The sequence below is a fragment of the Marinobacter excellens LAMA 842 genome, assembly GCF_001574445.1.
Classification (GTDB): domain Bacteria; phylum Pseudomonadota; class Gammaproteobacteria; order Pseudomonadales; family Oleiphilaceae; genus Marinobacter; species Marinobacter shengliensis.
Genome location: NZ_LOCO01000031.1, coordinates 26,183 through 43,886 on the forward strand (window position 1 = coordinate 26,183; position 17,704 = coordinate 43,886).

Below are 17,704 nucleotides of genomic sequence, written 5' to 3' on the forward strand. Positions count from 1 at the left end.
CCTGGTGCAGTACGCCATGCAGGAAACCATGCAGGAGGGCACCGGCCGCTCAGCTTATCGGACCCTGCCAGATCGACTGACACTGGCTGGGAAGACCGGTACAACAGACCAGGGTCGGGACTCCTGGTTCGCCGGGTTCAGTGGTGATTATCTGGCGGTGGCCTGGGTGGGGCGTGACGATAACGGCCCCACGGTATTGACCGGCGCCTCTGGCGCCTTGCCGGTGTGGTCTGCAATGATGGCGCAGTTGCCACAGCATGGCTTTTCACCGGTCATGCCGGACGGTGTCCAGTATCATTGGGTCAATGCCCGGGAGCAGGCATTGACGGGAGAGCGGTGTGAGGATGCCCGTCTGGTGCCATTTATCGCCGGCAGTGAGCCCCGGCAGCGCCTGGACTGCGAAGGGCAGTTCGGCCGGCAAATACGCAGTTGGTTTGAAGGATTGTTCCGATGAATAAAACAACGATTACCCGCGCCGGTTGCCTGGCTATGGCGCTGGGCCTTGCAGGCTGCGCCAGCGGCCCCGGCGGTGGCTCCATCTACGTACCTATGGGCGGCGATGATCGCTCGAGTGCGCCGGAACCGCCAAGAACCGCAGAACCGCAAGAAGAGTCTGAGCCCCGGGTATGGCGCAAGAGCGAGCAGCCCGAGGTGAGTGAGCCGGAGGCGCCCGCTACCCGCTCGCCCAGTTATCGGGAGTCCGGTGACGAACTGCCGGCCGCAGCGGTCAGCCTGATCCGTGATGCCGACCAGCGCCTGGCGCAGGGGGACTCTGCCGGCGCTGTCGCCCGTCTGGAGCGGGCACAACGCATAGCGCCGCGTTCCTCAGAGGTCTATTTCAAGCTGGCGGAAGCCTACGTGTCTGGTGGCAATCTGGGGGCGGCGGAACAGTTCACGCTGAAAGGTCTGTCGCTGGCGGGAAACGATTCGAGAATGCAGCGCTCGGGTTGGTTGCTGCTGGCGGATATTCGTCGGGCCAGGGGTAATGTGGCCGGGGCCGATCAGGCTGAGGCCCGTGCAGGAGCGTTGTGATAGAAGAGTGTCAGGAGAGCAAAGGCCGTCCCTGGCCTTTGCGTCAATGCAGCGCTATTAAGGCTGCAGCGGGATGGGGTCAGCCACGGTGGTTTCGCCAGCGATAACGTCGAGGGTCTGGGTACCCTCAAACTCGATCTCGTCGTCGGTCTCGTTATCATCCAGCTGGCAGCTGTAGCTGATGGTGTAGGTGCCTTCGGTGAGGAAGGCGGCGGTCCACTCATACAGGCTGCCATCTTCCTGCTCAGTGACCGAAACCACCATCAGCGGATTGAGGCCGTCCCGTTCGACGTTCAGGTCTACCGGTTCGTCAATCTCACCTTCGTAGACATAGACTGCACCTTCATAGTTCGGACTGCAGTCAAGCCGCTCCGGGTTTTCACTGCGAGCTTGCAGGATTGTGGTGTAATCCACCTCGCCCGTCAGCTGGCCCACCTCCAGGTTGTTGACCAGGCGAAGTACCGGCTTGAGCATGTAATCCGCCAGCGCCTTTCCGGGAGGGTTCACAATGGATTTGCGAACATCAAAATCGATGGTGAAGCTCTGGCTGGTGTCGGCGGCAACAACAAAACTGCCTTTGAGTTTCAGGCCGCTTTGCTCGCCGGAGGGCACCGCCAGGGTATAGCGGGCATCACCTTCGGATTCCTTGGTCACCCAAGACTGCTCAGTATCGACGATCAGGCGGATTTCCTCATACTCACCGGCAGGTACTTCCTCGTCGGTAATCAGAGGCTCGGTCACGCCGCCTTGCAGGGTGAGCAGGTCAATAATCCCGACTTCGTCCAGGCTGAACTCCTGCCACTGTCCATCCACCGGTTTGAGCCGGATCGCATTGAACGCCACGTTCACGCTGCTCAGATCCATGGTGGGAGCATCAGTGAGCCCCATGGATACCGTCCCTGTTTGCCCAGAAGAGAGGCTGCCGTCACCGCTCCCACCACAGGCGGCCAATGCGGCCGCAAGGGCGGAGACCGCGAAAACTTGGGTTGAACGCTTCATAAATCCTCCGGTTCGTATCCGTTTCGTTGTTTATCCGGCGTTGCAATCGCCAGTAATGACTTCACGATCCGGAATCGCTGCGAGTTCCCCTCGATTTGATTAATATTTACACATGAGTTGGTCATAATTCGCCGATAAGGGCAGGGCTGTTATAGACTGCGCGCTTCCGTAAACCGTCATCAGGCAGTACTTTTTGGCCATTCTTCCGTTTCGCCCATCCGCCCAAAAGCGATTTCAGCGCCTGGTGCAGCCGCACCTGACGGCGTTGCACAGCTTTGCCTATCGATTAACCGGTAGCCTTCAGGACGCCGAGGATCTGGTGCAGGATGTGGTGGTGAAGCTCTACCCGCGCCTGGATGAGCTGGAATCCGTGGATCAGCTTAGGCCGTGGTTAAACCGGGTGTTGTACCGTCAGTTCATCGATTCCGTCAGAAAGAAGGGGCGCCAGGCCGATCGTCCGGTGAGCGAATTGATGGAGGCGGATAGTCAGTCTGATTGGCTCGACAGCCAGATGTCGGACGATCAGTCGCCCGAGCTGGAGCTAAACAAAGAACGGCTTGGCCCAATGCTCGACCGGGCGCTGGAACAGATGTCACCGGACCAGCGCACCCTGCTGTTGCTTCACGATGTGGATGGCTGGCGCCAGGAAGATGTGGCGGAAGTGTTGGGCGTGCCCATCGGAACCGTCAAATCCCGGCTGCATCGCAGTCGGGCTGCCTTGAGGAAGCATCTTCAGTTGGCAATGGAACCGGATGATGATTCCGGGCGTCTGGAACATTGAGGTGATAACTATGTCCTGTCGGCAAATCCAATCACAATTGCCCGACTATGTTCGGGGCCAGCTGCCCGCCGATGAGTCGCAGGTGGTGCGCGTGCACCTGGAGAGTTGTGCTCCGTGCCAGCAGCACGAGGCGTTCGAGCGCTCGCTGATGTCCGAACTGGCTTCCCGCTGCAGGCTCCCAGAACCGTCGCCGGGCTTTGAAAACCGGGTGTTCGGCCAGCTCCCCGCGCAGGCTTCCAATCGCAAGGTTCATCTGGCCTGGGGCGGTGCCGTTGCGGCCGCACTGGTGCTGGGTCTGATGCTCGGCCAGGGGGGAGGTAAGCCCGGGCTTGAGCCGGAAGTGGCAGCCACGGACCTGACTGAAGAGGCGGCTCCATCAGAGATGGTGCCGGTGGAACGGACGGTACGGCTGGCCTTTAATGCGGGTGAAGCCCTGGATGATGTCACCTTGACACTGGATCTTCCGCCCCATGTAGAGTTGTCAGGCTTGCCCGGTCAGCATCGGGTCAGCTGGCAGGTAAGTCTTGTACAGGGCGACAACGTGCTGGAATTACCCCTGACGATTCTGTTTCCCGGCGCCGGCGAGTTGATTGCAGAACTCGATGCGAACGGCCGTCAGAAAGTCTTCAGGGCGATGGTGCCCCAGTACCCGAGCGATGATGGCCCGGCAGCCTCCAGCAGTCGGACCAATCACGAGGAGCCTGCAACATGAGCTTTTGTGAATCCTGGTGGCGGGCCAGCTCTTCCCGCTTGATGCTGGCGGCCGTGCTGGTAGTGAGCGCCCCTTTGGCGCTGGCTGACGACCTTGATGTGACCATGAGAATGGTGGACGACAGCGAAGATCTGACCGGTGCCGTTACCCGGGAAATACGCTTGCCGGAGCTGCCTGGCTTGCGTCGCCATGAGCGCGGTAATACCTTGGCGCCAGGCAGGGAAACGGCAGAGGACGCCAGAGAGCGGGGGCGGGATTTTGGCCAGTCTGTCTCTGAACGTGCCCGGGAAGGTCGGGGTGGAAAACCGGAGATCGGGCGCGACAGTCTGCCTGAAACCGTACGGGATCTCGACGAACTGAGGCCTGAGCTACCTTCACCACCGTCACGGCCCTGACCTGTTATCTGTGTTAACCTCAGTGCTCGCCCGGAACGGGGCTGCCCCGGCCGGTTTCGTTGATGTCGAGCCTGAGGTTTTCGGTTGTTCAAGACCCTTCGTTTCGTGGGCCTGTTGGCCATCTCCGCTGTCGTTGTTGCCGAGCCGGATCAATCCGCGCAGCAGGCCATGGCCCTTGGCATTGAGCAGTTTCAACAGGGCGACTATCCCGCCGCACGGCAGCAGTTTGAAGCGGCCAAGGCGCTGGGTTACGACAGCCCGGCACTGACCTACAACCTGGCGGTTACCTATTATAAAACCGGTGACTACCCGGCCGCCGAAGCTCTCTTTTCCCGTTTGTTGGAAGGGCCGAATCAGGCTCTTGCCCGTTACAATCTTGGCCTGGTTGCCTTGGCGGATGGCCGATCGGCCGTGGCTGAACGCTGGTTTCAGGAATCCGCAAGTCAGGAAGCACCAGAAACCATCCGTGAGCTGGCACAGCGGCAACTGGCCAAACTGGCCGAAGACGCCCCCTCCGACTCGTCCTCGATGAAATCGATAGCCCAAGGGTACTTGGCTACCGGGCTTGGCTACGACAGTAATGTGGCCGGCGTTCCCGACGACTCGCCGAGCGATAGAGGCAGTTTTTACGCCGAGCTGGTGGCGGCGGGCACTCTGAGCCAGCCGGTGACCGAAGATTGGCGGGTGGTTTGGGATGGTGTCATCTATGGTCAGGATTATACTCGCGGCCGGGCGGACGACACCTCTGTGCTTCAGGCCCGAGCGGCCGGGGTACGTCGCTTTGACCAGTGGGAACTCGGCCTGCGCGCCGGTGTATCACGGGCCTGGCTAGGCAGTGATGAACTGGAAACCCGTATAGGCCTGAGCCTGTTCGGCCGCTCTGGTGTGTGCCCGTTATCTGACTGGCTGGCCAGCTGTTCATGGTCGGTGTCAGCGGATCAGGTGAATGGCGGCCCGGATTACGCCGCCTATGATGGCCAGTGGTACCAGTTTGAAGCCCGTGCCGAACAAAACTTTGATTGGCTACTTGTTGAAGGGTTCTATCGTTGGCAGCGCAATCACCGTAAAGACTTTCAACAGGACGAGTTTTTCGCCAGCGTATCCCCGATCCATCATGAACTGGGCGTTGAGGCGATTTATCCGGTTGGGTCGGCTCTTTCGGTAGGGGCGGAGGTTGCCGTGCGGCACAGTCGTTACGAAGATCCACACCAATGGTTCGAACAAGGCACACTGATCACTCAGCGGCGCCGGGATGTGCGGCGGGAATTCGGGCTGATGGCAGAGTACGCAATCAGTCGGCAGTGGCTGGTGCGTAATCAGTGGCTGTACCGGAATCAGGATAGCCGGATTGACCGGTACGACTACCGTCGTCACACCTACACGGTATCTCTGGAGGGGGTGTTCTGAAAACCATCAGCCCTGGCCTGATATGGCCAGAGCTGACAAGACGACCCTGTTACAGGGTCGCCATGACTTTCCGTGCGGCTGCCAGGGTGAACTCAATGTCTTCATCGCTGAGGGCCGCTGTAGTAAAGCCCGCTTCGAATGCCGAGGGCGCAAGGTAGATGCCTTCTTTCAGCATTCCCTGGAAGAACTTCTTGAAACGTTCCACATCGCACGCCATCACCTGTTCGAAGGTGGTCACCGAGGGCTCATCGGTGAAGAAAAAGCCGAACATGGCGCCAGCGGACTGGACGGTCAGTGGGATGCCGGCTTCGTCGGCGGCGGCTTTCAGTCCGTCGCGTACCTTGTTGGTTTTTTCTGTCAGCTTGTCATGGAAGCCGGGCTCAGAAATGGCATTCAGGGTGGTCAGGCCCGCGGTCATGGCCAGGGGGTTGCCGCTCAGGGTGCCGGCCTGGTAGACCGGACCCAATGGAGAAATGTGCTCCATGATTTCCCGCTTGCCGCCAAAAGCACCCACCGGCAAGCCGCCACCGATCACTTTGCCCAGGGCGGTCAGGTCCGGCTTAACGCCGTAGAAGCCTTGGGCACCGCCGAGTGACACCCGGAAGCCGGTCATTACTTCGTCAAAAATCAGCACCGTGCCGTGTTCATCGCAGACTTCCCGCAGCCCTTCCAGGAACCCGGGTACCGGCGGAATGCAGTTCATGTTGCCGGCAACAGGTTCGACAATAATAGCTGCCACCTGATCGCCGATGTCCTTGAAGGTCTCACGTACCTGATCGATGTCGTTGTAGTTCAGGGTAATGGTGTGTTCTGCCAGGCTGGCGGGAATGCCCGGGGAGTTGGGTACGCCCAGGGTGAGAGCGCCGGAGCCGGCCTTCACCAGCAGCGAATCCACGTGGCCGTGGTAGCAACCCTCAAACTTTACAATCTTGTCCCGGCCGGTGTAGCCACGGGCCAGGCGAATGGCGCTCATGGTGGCTTCGGTGCCGGAGTTGACCATGCGCACCAGTTCAATGGAGGGCACCAGTTCACACACCTTTTTCGCCATTTCGGTTTCGATGGCCGTAGGAGCGCCATAGCCCACACCCAGATCCACCTGGGCGTGCAGGGCCGCTTTAATGCGCGGGTCTGAGTGGCCAAGAATCATCGGGCCCCAGGAGCCGATAAAGTCGATGTAACGGCGGTCATCTTCGTCGTACAGATAAGCGCCTTCGGCATGCTTGAAGAAAACCGGAGTACCGCCAACACCGCGGAAGGCCCGCACCGGTGAATTTACGCCGCCCGGAATGTATTTCTGGGCCTGTTCGAATAGCGTTTCAGAGTGAGTCACGGATAGCTCCTGTCAGTTTGAAGATGAGAAAAGAGGGTGATGCCCGGCCACCAGCCGGGTAAAGGTTTCCGCTCTGTGCCGGATGTCCTCCGGAGTGCCACCAAACAGACCTCCCACTACCGCAATCAGGTCTGCGCCGGCACGGATCAGGGCTTCGGCGTTGTCGGTGGTGATGCCGCCAATCGCGGTAATCGGAAGCGCCAGCGCTCTGGCTTCCGTCAATACAGTCGTTTCTGCAGGTGGTGCACCGGGTTTGGTGGCCGAGTTGTAGAACCGGCCAAACGCCAGGTAGTCGGCCCCTGCCGCCTTGGCGTTGCGGGCAAGGTCCAACCGATGGTGGCAGGTAATGCCGATGATGGCCTCTGGCCCCAGAACACGCCGGGCGTTGGCCAGGGTGCAATCGTCCTGGCCCAGGTGCACACCCGCAGCGCCCACCCGCAGGGCCAGTTCCGGGTCATCATTGATCAGCAGGGGGACGTTGGCCTGACGGCAGAGAGCGTTCAGCTCTGTTGCCTGGCACAATCGCTCGGCACTGGTACCTGCCTTGTCGCGGTACTGTACCAGTGTCGCTCCGCCCTGCAATGCCGCTTCCACGGCAGCAATCAGCTGATCTGCCGGGGTCAGTACGTTATCGGTAATGGCATACAGGCCAGGTTTTAGCATCCGGTTCAGCGTTCCCACAGAATGCCCCGGTCGGGAACCCGTTGACCCTTGCCTACGTTCAGCGCGTGCAGAAGGGCGCGATGAACGTAGTTCTGCGCCTGGGAGATCGATGCCCTGGCCGATAGCCCGCTGGCGCGCCCGGCCGCGATGGCGGCCGCCAGGGTACAACCGGTGCCGTGGAACTCATTGGCGCCCACCCGCTCCACTTCCCAGTGCATGGGTTCCGGAGCATGGTTGTACAGGGTGTTGATGATGTGGATGCCTGTGCCGTGACCACCTGTGGCCAGAACCGATTGACAGCCGGCGTCAATGAGGTTTCGCGCGGCCTGGTCCGGGTCTTCGCTGCCACCCAACTGGGCCAGTTCAACGCCATTGGGGGTGATCATTTCCGCCCTGGGGAACAGCCGGGTTTTCATGGCTTGAACCAATGCTTCATCGGCAAGATCGCCGCCGCCAGCTGCCTTGATGACCGGGTCGACAATCAGCGGTAACTCCGGCTGGCTGTCGAGAAACTCCACCAGCACATCGACCACATCGGCATTGCCCAGGGCGCCGGTCTTGATGGCATGGATGGGCACATCTGCTGCCAGGCGCTGCAGTTGTTGCCGGATCAGCTCAGCGTTGACAGGCTCGGCGCCATACACGTTGTTGGTGTCCTGCACGGTCAGGCAGGTCAGCAATGGCAGGGGGTGCCCGCCAAGGGAAGTAATCGCCTGGATATCGGCCTGAATGCCAGCACCACCGGAGGGGTCCAGCCCTGACAGCACCAGAACATGGGGGCGGGTGTAGCTATTAATGGTTGCTCTCCTCAAAAGGGTTTTACAACAGCCAGAATGACCACCGCTAACAGAATGAATACCGGAACCTCGTTAAACCAGCGATAGAACACGTGGCTGCGGGTATTCTTGTCATCCCGGAAGACTTTCACCAGGTGGCCGCAATAGAAATGGTAGACGACCAGCAGCGCGACCAGAGCCAGTTTGGCGTGCATCCAGCCCATGCTGAAATAACCGGACACATTGTAACTGAGTAACCAGATTCCAAAGACCACCGTGGCGATCATTGAAGGTGTTGTTATGCCCCGGTACAGCTTGCGCTCCATGATCTTGAAGCGTTCGCGGCCCGGCTGGTCCTCACAGGCTGCATGGTACACGAACAGTCTGGGCAGATAGAAAATGCCGGCAAACCAGCACACCAGGGAAATGATATGAAACGCCTTGACCCACAACATCCATCAACTCCGTCGGTATTGGTAATAGCTTTCGATATCTGATTGAAGCACGACACCATAAACCCGCTGAATCATCGGGGCTACATGGCGTTGTACGTACAGTGCCTCAGCCTGGGTCGAGTCGAATTCGTTCAGGGCCTCTTCCAGGGTGGCTTGATATTGCACTGGGGCCACATCCCGCCGGTTGGCCGGGATTTCCATCAGGTCGACGGTGTCTGGGGGTGCGATGCCTTCTTCGGCAACCTGTTTTTCGGTGTCTTCAAGGTAGCGGGCAAGATCCACTGCCGGTAACAGAGCGGTTGGCCCGTTGCTGCCCTCGACCAGCAACCATTTGGGTTCCGACTTCAGTGCCTTGCGGGCTTCATCCGGAGTCAGCTCCCGATCCGTGCGCAAAATGCTCCGGTCCATGATCGCGCCCACAGACACTCGTCTTAACGCCTGGATCACTGGTGAATTCTGGTAACTCAGGCCCTGGTTTTTCAGAATGGTCAGGAACAGGGATTTTTTGCCGAAGGCTTCGCTGGTCACCAGGCTGGCGGTGGTGATGATCAGCATGCCGGGCAGAATGATGTTCGGGTTTCGAGTCAGTTCCATCAAGGCCATCAGAGCGGCCAGCGGTGCCTGTAGCACCGCCCCCATCATCGCCCCCATGCCCAGCATGGCGTAAAAGCCCACCGACGATGCCAGCTCGGGGAAGATCTGGGCGCCGATCAGCCCCATCGCTCCGCCAAGGGTCGCCCCCATGAAAATGGTTGGGCCGATCACGCCACTTGGCATACCAAGCCCGATAGACAACCCGGTAATCACCAGTTTTGCCACGCCCACGCCAAGCAGCAGCCAGAACCCCAACTCGCCGTGAATGGTTTCGCTGACCGTGTCGTAACCAATACCCATGGTTTCCGGAACCAGGATCGCAAACGGCACCATCAGCAGGCCAGCCACCGTGATACGGAGCAGTACCGGCCGGTGGTGATGGCGCCCCATGTTGTCCACCAGATGGATAAAGGCCGCTGCGGCAATTCCGATGATCACGGCAATCGCGAGGATCCATGGAATTTCCAGCAGAGAGTTCATAGTCAGTGCGGGCACGCTGAAGGCTGGCTCCGAGCCGTAGACAATCTGGGTAATGATGGCGGCACTGACCGCCGCCAGAATAATCGGCGTAAAGCCGGCAATGGTGTACTCCATCATCACCACTTCCATGGCGAAGATCACGCCGGCAATCGGCGTGTTGAAAGACGCCGAGATAGCGGCTGCACAGCCGCAGGCCACCAGGGTTCGTATGCTGTTGTTAGGCAGCCTCAGCCATTGCCCGAACAGGCTTGAAAACGCCGCGCCCAGGTGAACCGCAGGGCCCTCCCGGCCAGCCGACTGGCCGGATACTACGGTGGTAACCCCGGCAACAAACTGAACCATGGCGCTTTTGAACGATATGTAGCCCTGATGGTAGTTCAGGCGCTCCATAATGTGGACGATGCCCACCTTGCGATCGTGAATGGACAGTTTGTGCAACAGAATGCCCAGACCAACGGCGCCGGCCAGCGGCAGCAGCCCCCTGGTCAGAATATCCAGTTGCTCGAAGTTCTCTGAGCCCGCACCGGGCAGGAAATGTTCCAGCGGCCATTCAATGGCGAGCCGGAACAACAGAATCACCGCGCCGGTGACAATTCCGGACAACAGCCCAAGCACAGCCAGTTGTGGCAGTGCATCGACACCCGACAGTTTCCTCCGGAAAACGGGGATCAGGTTCTCAGTGATCTGTTGCCTGATGTTACGCATGAGCACCGGGTTCCGGGTCGATGGGCGGGTCCTTCAGAAGGATTCTGACAACATTGTAACCATGGGTCTGCAGGCTGCAATAAGTCCTTGGATTATCATGGTAGACTACCCGGGAATTCTGACCAGACCACGTTGGAGATGAGTGTGATTAAAATAGGCATCGTTGGGGGAACCGGGTACACCGGTGTTGAGCTGTTGCGGATTCTTGCCGTTCATCCGGACGCAGAAGTGAAATGCATCACTTCGCGCTCCGAGGCTGGTATGCCGGTGGCCGACATGTACCCTAATCTGCGAGGGCATTTTGACCTGGCCTTCTCGGAGCCTGATTCGGCGGTGCTGGCACAGTGCGACCTGGTGTTCTTTGCCACGCCTCACGGGGTTGCCATGCGCATGGTTCCGGAACTGATGGCCGCCGGCGTTCGTGTGGTAGACCTGTCTGCGGATTTCCGCCTGAAAGACCTGGATGTCTGGGCCCAGTGGTACGGTATGCCCCATGAAACACCGGAGTGGGCACAAAAAGCGGTTTATGGCCTGCCTGAGGTAGCACGTGACGCGATTCGCCAGGCCCAGTTGGTCGCCAACCCTGGTTGTTATCCTACGGCGGTGCAGCTTGGCTTCCTCCCCTTGCTCGAACAGGGGTTGGTAGACCCCAGCCGGCTGATTGCCGATGCCAAATCCGGTGCCAGCGGTGCCGGTCGCCAGGGCAACATCGGCATGCTACATGGTGAGATCGGTGAAAGCTTCAAGGCATACGGTGCCTCCGGGCATCGGCACCTGCCGGAAATTCGCCAGGGCCTGAGTCTGGCAGCTACCGGTCCGGTGGGCGTAACCTTCGTGCCGCACCTGGTACCGATGATTCGGGGTATCGAGGCCACCTTGTACGCGGAGCTGTCCGAGCCTGCGGATTTTGATCGGCTCCAGGCCCTCTACGAAGAGCGCTACGAGACCGAGCCATTTGTGGATGTCATGCCTTTTGGCAGTCACCCGGAAACCCGCAGTGTTCGCGGCGGCAACCAGTGCCGGATGGCATTGCATCGCCAGGAGCAGAGCAATGTGGTGATTGTTTCCTCGGTCATCGACAACCTGGTCAAAGGCGCTGCCGGGCAGGCAGTGCAGAACATGAATATCATGTTTGGTCTTGACGAAACCCAGGGCCTGAAAGCTCCGGCACTTCTTCCTTGAGGGCAAGACAAGGTGAGTGATACCCGCAAACCGAACGATGAGTATGTGGTGATCCGTCACCGGCCGGGCTACCGCCTGCGCCGGACGATGATCCTGCTGGCTTTTACCGTGGTTGCCGCCATCGCAGGTTACGCTGCTGGAATGGCGCAGGGCGGGTTCCGGTTTTCATCTGCTGAAGCTTCAAACGAACAGCTGGCGCAGGAATTGCGCAGTCTGCGGGATCAGTTCCGCACCGCGCGGCAGAATCTGGTGAATCTTGAGCGCGGGCGGGCGATTGACGAACAGGCGCTGCGGGAAGCCAGGAACACCATCGTTGGGCTCGAAACCCGAATATCGGAGTTGGAGGCAGACCTGACGTTCTATCGGAATATCATGGCGCCCTCAGAGACGAGCAAAGGGCTGCAGGTTGACAGCTTTACGCTGGCGTCCGCCCGTGGCGATAACACCTATCGGTTCAAGATGGTGCTAACTCAGGTTGGCAATAACAACAGTTTTATTGCCGGGCAGGTGGCCGTGAATATCATAGGCCGGTTGGACGGTGAGAAAGAAGTGATTGCCTTGCGCGATCTGTCCGACGACATCGAGGATCTGGGGGTCAGGTTCCGGTTTCGGTACTTCCAGGATGTAGAGGGTACCTTGAACCTTCCCCAAGGCTTTGAGCCCTACGAAATCCAGGTGGTGGCACAGGCGCAGGGGCGGAATGCCTCACAGGCAGAACGAACATTTGATTGGGCACAGTTAACTGGGAGCTGATACATGCTGGGCAAGAAAAAACAGAAACCGCGCCGTTCCGTTGGCCATTTCGATACCTTGATTTCATCCAGAACAACCATTGAGGGTGATGTACGCTTTTCGGGCGGCTTGCACGTGGATGGCAAAATCAAAGGTCGGGTGCTGGCGGAAGAGGGCAGTGACGCTGTGGTCCGGCTGTCGGAAGTGGGTGAAATCACCGGCGATATCACTGCGCCACACATTATTATCAATGGCAAGGTGAACGGTGACGTGCGCGCCACCAGCCACCTCGAACTGGCAGAGAACGCTGCCATTAACGGTAACGTATACTATCGTCTTATCGAGATGGCCATGGGGGCATCCGTGAACGGTAATCTGGTTCGTCAGGATGAAACCAGCGGCCTGCTGACTCACGATAAAGAGTCTGTGCTAAGTGCGGAGTCAGAGGGTGAGGGTAAATCCGAATAGTTGACTGTTTTAGTCGGGAATACCATAATCCTCTGACCGCTTTATCTCCCGGAGGCATACCTTGAGTGTAGTTCAACAGCAAATAGCCACACCGTTGTTCTTCAGCGACAGCGCTGTTGCCAAGGTTCGCGAGTTGATCGAGGAAGAGGAGAATCCTGATCTCAAACTGCGGGTGTTCGTAACAGGTGGCGGTTGTTCGGGGTTCCAGTACGGATTTTCGTTCGACGAGAATCAGGAAGACGACGATACCGTCATAGAGCGGGATGGAGTAAAGCTGTTGGTTGATTCCATGAGCTACCAATACCTCGTAGGCGCCACCATTGATTATCAGGAAGGCCTTCAGGGTTCACAGTTTGTGGTTCAGAATCCAAACGCCAGCTCCACCTGCGGTTGCGGCAGTTCGTTTTCCATCTGAAGCCTCAAGCCGGGTAAATTGCGCCCAACACCCGCGGGCCTCTGGCGCCGGTTACCTCAGGCAGGTTTCCCGGCTGGCCTTCAAGGGTTTGTCTGGCCAGCCAGGCAAATGCCACTGGCTCTACCCATTGCGGGTCCAACCCCAGATCAGCCGTTGTGGTCAGCGCTACCGACCCCAGTCCAACTCTGAGTTCATTCATCATTAACCGGTTGAACGTTCCGCCGCCGCAGGCGTAAACCGTCATGTTGGCGGACTCTTGTGGCAACTGCTTCAGAACGGTAATCACCGTCAGTTGTAAGAGGGTCCGTTGAACGTCTTCTGCAGCCAGATCGGGGAACCGCTGCAGGTGGGTACGGATCCAGTCAAGGTTGAAGCGCTCCTTGCCGGTGCTTTTCGGAGCTGGCTTGCTGAAATAGGCGTCGGAAAGCATGCTGCTCAACAGCTCCGAATGCACAGCGCCCTCGCTTGCCAGGTGTCCGGATTCATCATAGTGACGCCCGGTCTGGTCCAGGCACCAGGCATCAAGCAAGGCATTTGCCGGGCCGGTATCAAAACCGACCACGGGTTTTCGTCCGGCTGCGGGAAGCCAGGTGATATTGGCGATGCCTCCGAGGTTCAGAATACAGCGGTCCTGCTCGTCCGAGGTAAACAGCCATTGATGGAAGGCCGGAACCAGTGGGGCGCCCTGACCACCTGCGGCCAGGTCTCTGCTGCGAAAATCCGAGACCGTGGTCAGTCCGGTGCTTTCCGCAATACAGGCGGCATTGCCAATCTGAAGTGAGAAGGGGGCAGGGCCGGCAGGTTGGTGGCGTACTGTTTGCCCGTGACTGCCAATGCCCTGAATATCCCGGAGTTTCAGGCCGGAGCGCCGGATCAGTTCCTTTGCGGTATGACCAAAGTGGTGGCCCACCAGTGTGTCCAATTCACCGAGTTCGTCAGTGTCTGACTGGTTTCGGGTGGCCAGCAGGAGCCTTTGTCTGAGTGGTTCAGGGTAGGGTAGCGAAAGCGTGGAATGAATATCCAGATGCCGGCCAGTGAAAGACACCAGCACCGCGTCAACCGCGTCCATGCTGGTGCCTGACATCAGGCCGAGCCAGTAGGTCATAATCAGTTGTCCGATGCCAGAGCCAGTTGGCGACCACTTTCGCGGAAACCATTGAACTGCGCCAGCCGCTGCTCGGTGAATTGGCGAAATCTTGCCATTTCAGCGCTTGGTACGGGCTTGGCGTCGGGCAGTTTCACGGTACGGGAGTTCTTGGCAACGCCATTCACCCGGAACTCGTAATGCAGATGAGGGCCGGTCACCATTCCGGACGAGCCAACATAGCCAATGGTGTCTCCCTGTTTTACCCGTGTGCCATTCTTGATGCCTTTACCCAGTCGGCTCATATGAGCATACAGGGTGGTGATATTGTCGCCATGCTGCAAAACCACGGTGCGGCCATAGCCGCCTTTCCAGCCGGCAAACTGCACTCGCCCACTGCCGGCTGCCTTGATCGGCGTGCCCGGGGGCGCGGCATAGTCGGTTCCCTCGTGGGGTCTGACCACGTCCAGCACCGGGTGTCGGCGTTGCAGGTTGAAGGGCGATGACACGCGGGCGTTGATTGGAACTCTCAGGAACGCCTTACGCATACTTTTGCCTTCCGGCGTGTAATAGTCACTCTCGCCGTTTTTGTCTGTATACAGCAGAGCCACATTCTCAGTACCGCGGTTGATGAAACGTGCGGAAAGAATCCGGCCGGTATCAAATTGTTTACCGTCGATGTACAGCTCTTCGTACACTACCTCAAAGCTGTCACCCTTGCGGACATCGTAGACAAAGTCGATGTCCCAACCGAAGATCCCGGCCAGTTCCATGGTGAGCCGGTCATTCAGTCCTGCGTCCCTGGCAGCAAGATAGAGGGAACCGTCAATGACGCCGGCGGCAAATGCCGGGCGCGGCTCCGGTTTGCGAACTTCTGTGTTGCCAAGGAAGCCGTTGTCGGTCTTTGAGATCTTGAGAGTTTCCAGGCGGCTGCGTTGCAGCTCCACGGCCACTAGCTGCCCCTCACTGTCAACACCGAAGCGAATGTCTTCCCCGGCGTAAAGGCGCTGAAGCTTGCCTGCTTCGCCTTCACCATGAATGACCGACAGCATGATGCCATCGTTGAAACCTGCTTTGCGAAACAGCGAAGACAGTGTGTCGCCGGACTTTACACGAAATTCCTGCCAGTCGACCTTCGGGACATCGGGTTTCGCTGTGCGCCCGGCCTGAGCGATTGGTTCGCCGGCACTTTGCGCTTTGTCCTCTGAGGGCTGAGTGTCGGTGGCTTCCTGTGTCTGGGCGGGCCTGGTGTCTTTCGATGCCGCGCCAGACGCCAGGCCCTCTTCGAGGTCAATGGTGTAGGACATGCGCTTGGCTTCGACGTCAGCGCTGGGGCTCATCAGCACAGCGGCAGAGACAACAATCGTCGCTGCTGCTGCCAGAGTAATATGTGTTTTGGGGAATGTTTTAAGCACGTGGCTCACCCGTTTTCATCGGTATTCCAGCAAGTTGTACTAGCTAATTAAAGCGCTAGATCAAGTAAAGTCAAACAGATTACCGCATCTGACATTATCAGGACAGTGTCGAACATTACGGTTGAGCGGGTGTCTGGTCGTACAAAACTGCCTGCCGCTGGTATAATGCCGGTCCTTTTATTGCTCGGTTTGGTTGAAAACTGAGCAGTCACACTTTAGCAAGGGTGTCGGTTAAACACAGATTTGTTTTGTTGAGGTCTGTAACTGCCGCCGGCAAACCCTGACACCAAGTCAAACTGGGGACGAAAGGTTCATGGCAACAATTGAGGAAGCGTTGGCCGTTATCAAGCGCGGTATTGACGAGCTGATTCCCGAAGAGGATTTGATTGCAAAGCTTAAAGAAGATCGGCCGCTGAGGATCAAGGCGGGTTTCGATCCGACCGCACCTGATTTGCACCTCGGCCACACCGTGCTAATCAACAAGCTTCGCCAGTTCCAGGATCTTGGCCATGAAATCATCTTCCTTATTGGTGACTTCACGGGAATGATCGGCGATCCAACCGGAAAAAGCGCAACCCGTCCTCCTTTAACAGAAGAGCAGGTGCGCAAGAACGCCATTACCTATAAAGAGCAGGTGTTCAAGATTCTGGACCCGGAGAAAACCCGGGTTGTATTCAATTCCGAATGGATGAGCCAGATGAATGCCGCGAGCATGATCCAGCTCGCGGGTCAGTATACGGTTGCACGGATGCTCGAGCGTGATGATTTCACCAAGCGTTACAGAGCTGAGCAGCCAATTGCCATTCATGAGTTCCTGTATCCGCTGATTCAGGGCTACGACTCCGTAGCGCTTGAAGCTGATGTGGAGCTCGGTGGTACTGACCAGAAGTTTAATTTGCTGATGGGGCGGATTCTCCAGAAGCATTATGGTCAGGCGCCCCAGGCCATTATTACCGTTCCGATTCTTGAGGGGTTGGACGGTGTGCAGAAGATGTCCAAGTCGTTGGGCAACTATGTTGGGGTTAGTGATTCACCCGGAGAGATGTACACCAAGCTGTTGTCGATGCCGGATGAGTTGCTGTGGCGTTACTTCGAATTGCTGAGTTTCCGGCCGATGGCGGAAGTGGAACAGTTCCGTGCTGAGGTAGGAGCTGGTGCCAACCCGCAGGACTATAAAAAACTCCTGGCTGAAGAGCTGATTACTCGCTTCCATGACGAAGAGGCCGCGAAAACCGCTCACAAGTCTGCCGGCAACCGGGTTGCGCTTGGGGAGATTCCGGAAAACGTGCCACTGGTAGAAGTCTCTCTCGAGGGGCAGGATGAAATGCCGATGGCAGCCGTCCTTCGCCTGGCTGGGCTGGTAAAGAATGGCGCTGCTGCTAGAGATGTTCTTGGTCGTGGTGCTGTCTATATAGATGGCAAACAGTTTGAAGGTGATCGCAGGTTTGTCAAAGGTGATGATTGCGTTGTCCAGGCGGGTAAAAAGAAGATTGCCCGGGTGGTCATTGTCGAGTGAAGAGAGGCTGGTTGCGACCAATTTGAAAAAATTTCAGATTGGTCGTTGACTCCTCAGCAGAGGTCTGTAGAATGCGCATCTCGCTTGAGGGGCTGGCCACTGAGAAGAGGCAAAACCTCAGCGATAACTGCTTGAAAGCACTGAAGAAAAAGTTCGAAAGATTCTTCAGAAAGCGGTTGACAGGAAGGCGGTTCAGTGTAGAATGCGCGCCTCGAAACAAGCAGTAAGCCGGAGAGTTTTTCGGCGGTTTTCGGAAGCGAAAACAGCGAAAAATAAACGGTTGACAGGGCAGCGGAACGATGTAGAATACGCGGCCTTGATTGAGCAACAGCTCAAACGCTCTTTAAAAAGTTAACCAAGTAATTCGTGTGGGCGCTGGCCGAGGTATTTCGGACACGAAATATCAGGACAGTGACTCGTCGAAATTGAGTTTTGTCTTGAGCAAGAATTAAGAACTTTCGAGTTCTTGTATGATTTAAACTGAAGAGTTTGATCATGGCTCAGATTGAACGCTGGCGGCAGGCTTAACACATGCAAGTCGAGCGGTAACAGGGGGTGCTTGC

18 protein-coding genes, 1 rRNA gene and 1 pseudogene are annotated in these 17,704 nt (G+C 57.9%); 12 read left to right on the forward strand and 8 right to left on the reverse strand.

The genetic code is table 11. The annotated features are described in order from the left end of the window. Positions 1 to 454, forward strand: a pseudogene (locus tag J122_RS18290) (penicillin-binding protein 1B); the annotation flags it as partial. Further along, positions 451 to 1,032 (forward strand): tetratricopeptide repeat protein, encoded by a 582-nt coding sequence (locus J122_RS18295; protein ID WP_061333549.1) that lies wholly within the window; start codon positions 451 to 453, stop codon positions 1,030 to 1,032. The pseudogene J122_RS18290 and the gene J122_RS18295, both read left to right, overlap by 4 nt. 57 nt (positions 1,033 to 1,089) lie before the next feature. On the opposite strand, the gene J122_RS18300 is transcribed toward J122_RS18295, so the two are convergent. Then, positions 1,090 to 2,031 carry a DUF4382 domain-containing protein gene (locus tag J122_RS18300; RefSeq protein ID WP_061333550.1) on the reverse strand — a complete coding sequence of 314 codons (942 nt, stop codon included), beginning with the start codon at positions 2,029 to 2,031 and terminating at the stop codon, positions 1,090 to 1,092. A 193-nt stretch (positions 2,032 to 2,224) separates the two neighbouring features. On the opposite strand from J122_RS18300, the gene J122_RS18305 reads away from it, so the two are divergent. The 4 genes from J122_RS18305 (at position 2,225) to J122_RS18320 (ending at position 5,326) form a co-directional block, all read left to right on the forward strand. Next, positions 2,225 to 2,812, forward strand: a complete 588-nt coding sequence (locus J122_RS18305) for an RNA polymerase sigma factor (protein ID WP_082780644.1) — start codon at positions 2,225 to 2,227, stop codon at positions 2,810 to 2,812. Positions 2,813 to 2,822: 10 nt separating this feature from the next. Beyond that, complete coding sequence (locus J122_RS18310; protein ID WP_227510288.1) at positions 2,823 to 3,524, forward strand: anti-sigma factor family protein; 702 nt, start codon at positions 2,823 to 2,825, stop codon at positions 3,522 to 3,524. Next, positions 3,521 to 3,919 (forward strand): hypothetical protein, encoded by a 399-nt coding sequence (locus J122_RS18315; RefSeq protein ID WP_061333551.1) that lies wholly within the window; start codon positions 3,521 to 3,523, stop codon positions 3,917 to 3,919. Before J122_RS18310 ends, J122_RS18315 begins: the two co-directional genes overlap by 4 nt. Before the next feature lie 84 nt (positions 3,920 to 4,003). Then, positions 4,004 to 5,326 (forward strand): tetratricopeptide repeat protein, encoded by a 1,323-nt coding sequence (locus J122_RS18320; RefSeq protein ID WP_061333552.1) that lies wholly within the window; start codon positions 4,004 to 4,006, stop codon positions 5,324 to 5,326. 49 nt (positions 5,327 to 5,375) lie between these two features. Here J122_RS18320 and hemL read toward each other — a convergent pair whose 3' ends face one another. The 5 genes from hemL to J122_RS18345 are packed head-to-tail and all read right to left on the reverse strand — an operon-like array spanning position 5,376 to position 10,329. Continuing rightward, positions 5,376 to 6,656 carry a glutamate-1-semialdehyde 2,1-aminomutase gene (gene hemL / locus J122_RS18325; protein ID WP_061333553.1) on the reverse strand — a complete coding sequence of 427 codons (1,281 nt, stop codon included), beginning with the start codon at positions 6,654 to 6,656 and terminating at the stop codon, positions 5,376 to 5,378. A 12-nt stretch (positions 6,657 to 6,668) separates the two neighbouring features. Further along, a complete protein-coding gene (gene thiE / locus J122_RS18330) occupies positions 6,669 to 7,319 on the reverse strand; it encodes a thiamine phosphate synthase (RefSeq protein WP_227510289.1) in 651 nt (216 codons plus the stop codon). Positions 7,320 to 7,324: 5 nt separating this feature from the next. Then, on the reverse strand, positions 7,325 to 8,131 hold the full coding sequence (thiD, locus tag J122_RS18335) for a bifunctional hydroxymethylpyrimidine kinase/phosphomethylpyrimidine kinase (protein WP_227510290.1): 807 nt from the start codon (positions 8,129 to 8,131) through the stop codon (positions 7,325 to 7,327). After that, positions 8,128 to 8,550: a protoporphyrinogen oxidase HemJ gene (hemJ, locus tag J122_RS18340; RefSeq protein ID WP_061333554.1), complete on the reverse strand. Its 423-nt coding sequence runs from the start codon at positions 8,548 to 8,550 to the stop codon at positions 8,128 to 8,130. The genes thiD and hemJ overlap by 4 nt, the downstream gene beginning before the upstream one ends. 3 nt (positions 8,551 to 8,553) lie before the next feature. Beyond that, a complete protein-coding gene (locus J122_RS18345) occupies positions 8,554 to 10,329 on the reverse strand; it encodes a chloride channel protein (RefSeq protein ID WP_061333555.1) in 1,776 nt (591 codons plus the stop codon). A 144-nt stretch (positions 10,330 to 10,473) separates the two neighbouring features. On the opposite strand from J122_RS18345, the gene argC reads away from it, so the two are divergent. From argC to erpA, 4 genes are all read left to right on the forward strand, one after another. After that, positions 10,474 to 11,511 carry an N-acetyl-gamma-glutamyl-phosphate reductase gene (gene argC / locus J122_RS18350; RefSeq protein ID WP_061333567.1) on the forward strand — a complete coding sequence of 346 codons (1,038 nt, stop codon included), beginning with the start codon at positions 10,474 to 10,476 and terminating at the stop codon, positions 11,509 to 11,511. 12 nt (positions 11,512 to 11,523) lie between these two features. Then, positions 11,524 to 12,264, forward strand: a complete 741-nt coding sequence (locus J122_RS18355) for a DUF6776 family protein (protein ID WP_061333556.1) — start codon at positions 11,524 to 11,526, stop codon at positions 12,262 to 12,264. Positions 12,265 to 12,267: 3 nt separating this feature from the next. Further along, positions 12,268 to 12,711, forward strand: coding sequence for a bactofilin family protein (locus tag J122_RS18360; RefSeq protein WP_061333557.1), 444 nt, complete (start codon positions 12,268 to 12,270; stop codon positions 12,709 to 12,711). A 61-nt stretch (positions 12,712 to 12,772) separates the two neighbouring features. Then, a complete protein-coding gene (gene erpA / locus J122_RS18365) occupies positions 12,773 to 13,126 on the forward strand; it encodes an iron-sulfur cluster insertion protein ErpA (RefSeq protein WP_061333558.1) in 354 nt (117 codons plus the stop codon). Between the two features lie 4 nt (positions 13,127 to 13,130). Here erpA and J122_RS18370 read toward each other — a convergent pair whose 3' ends face one another. Together J122_RS18370 and J122_RS18375 are read right to left on the reverse strand one after the other, a co-directional pair. Then, entirely contained in the window at positions 13,131 to 14,231 is a 1,101-nt protein-coding gene (locus J122_RS18370) for an anhydro-N-acetylmuramic acid kinase (RefSeq protein WP_061333559.1), read from the reverse strand. 2 nt (positions 14,232 to 14,233) lie between these two features. Further along, entirely contained in the window at positions 14,234 to 15,625 is a 1,392-nt protein-coding gene (locus J122_RS18375) for an OapA family protein (protein WP_061333568.1), read from the reverse strand. Between the two features lie 313 nt (positions 15,626 to 15,938). On the opposite strand from J122_RS18375, the gene tyrS reads away from it, so the two are divergent. Next, a complete protein-coding gene (tyrS, locus tag J122_RS18380; protein WP_061333560.1) occupies positions 15,939 to 17,141 on the forward strand; it encodes a tyrosine--tRNA ligase in 1,203 nt (400 codons plus the stop codon). 477 nt (positions 17,142 to 17,618) lie between these two features. Continuing rightward, positions 17,619 to 17,704, forward strand: a 16S ribosomal RNA gene (locus J122_RS18385); the annotation flags it as partial.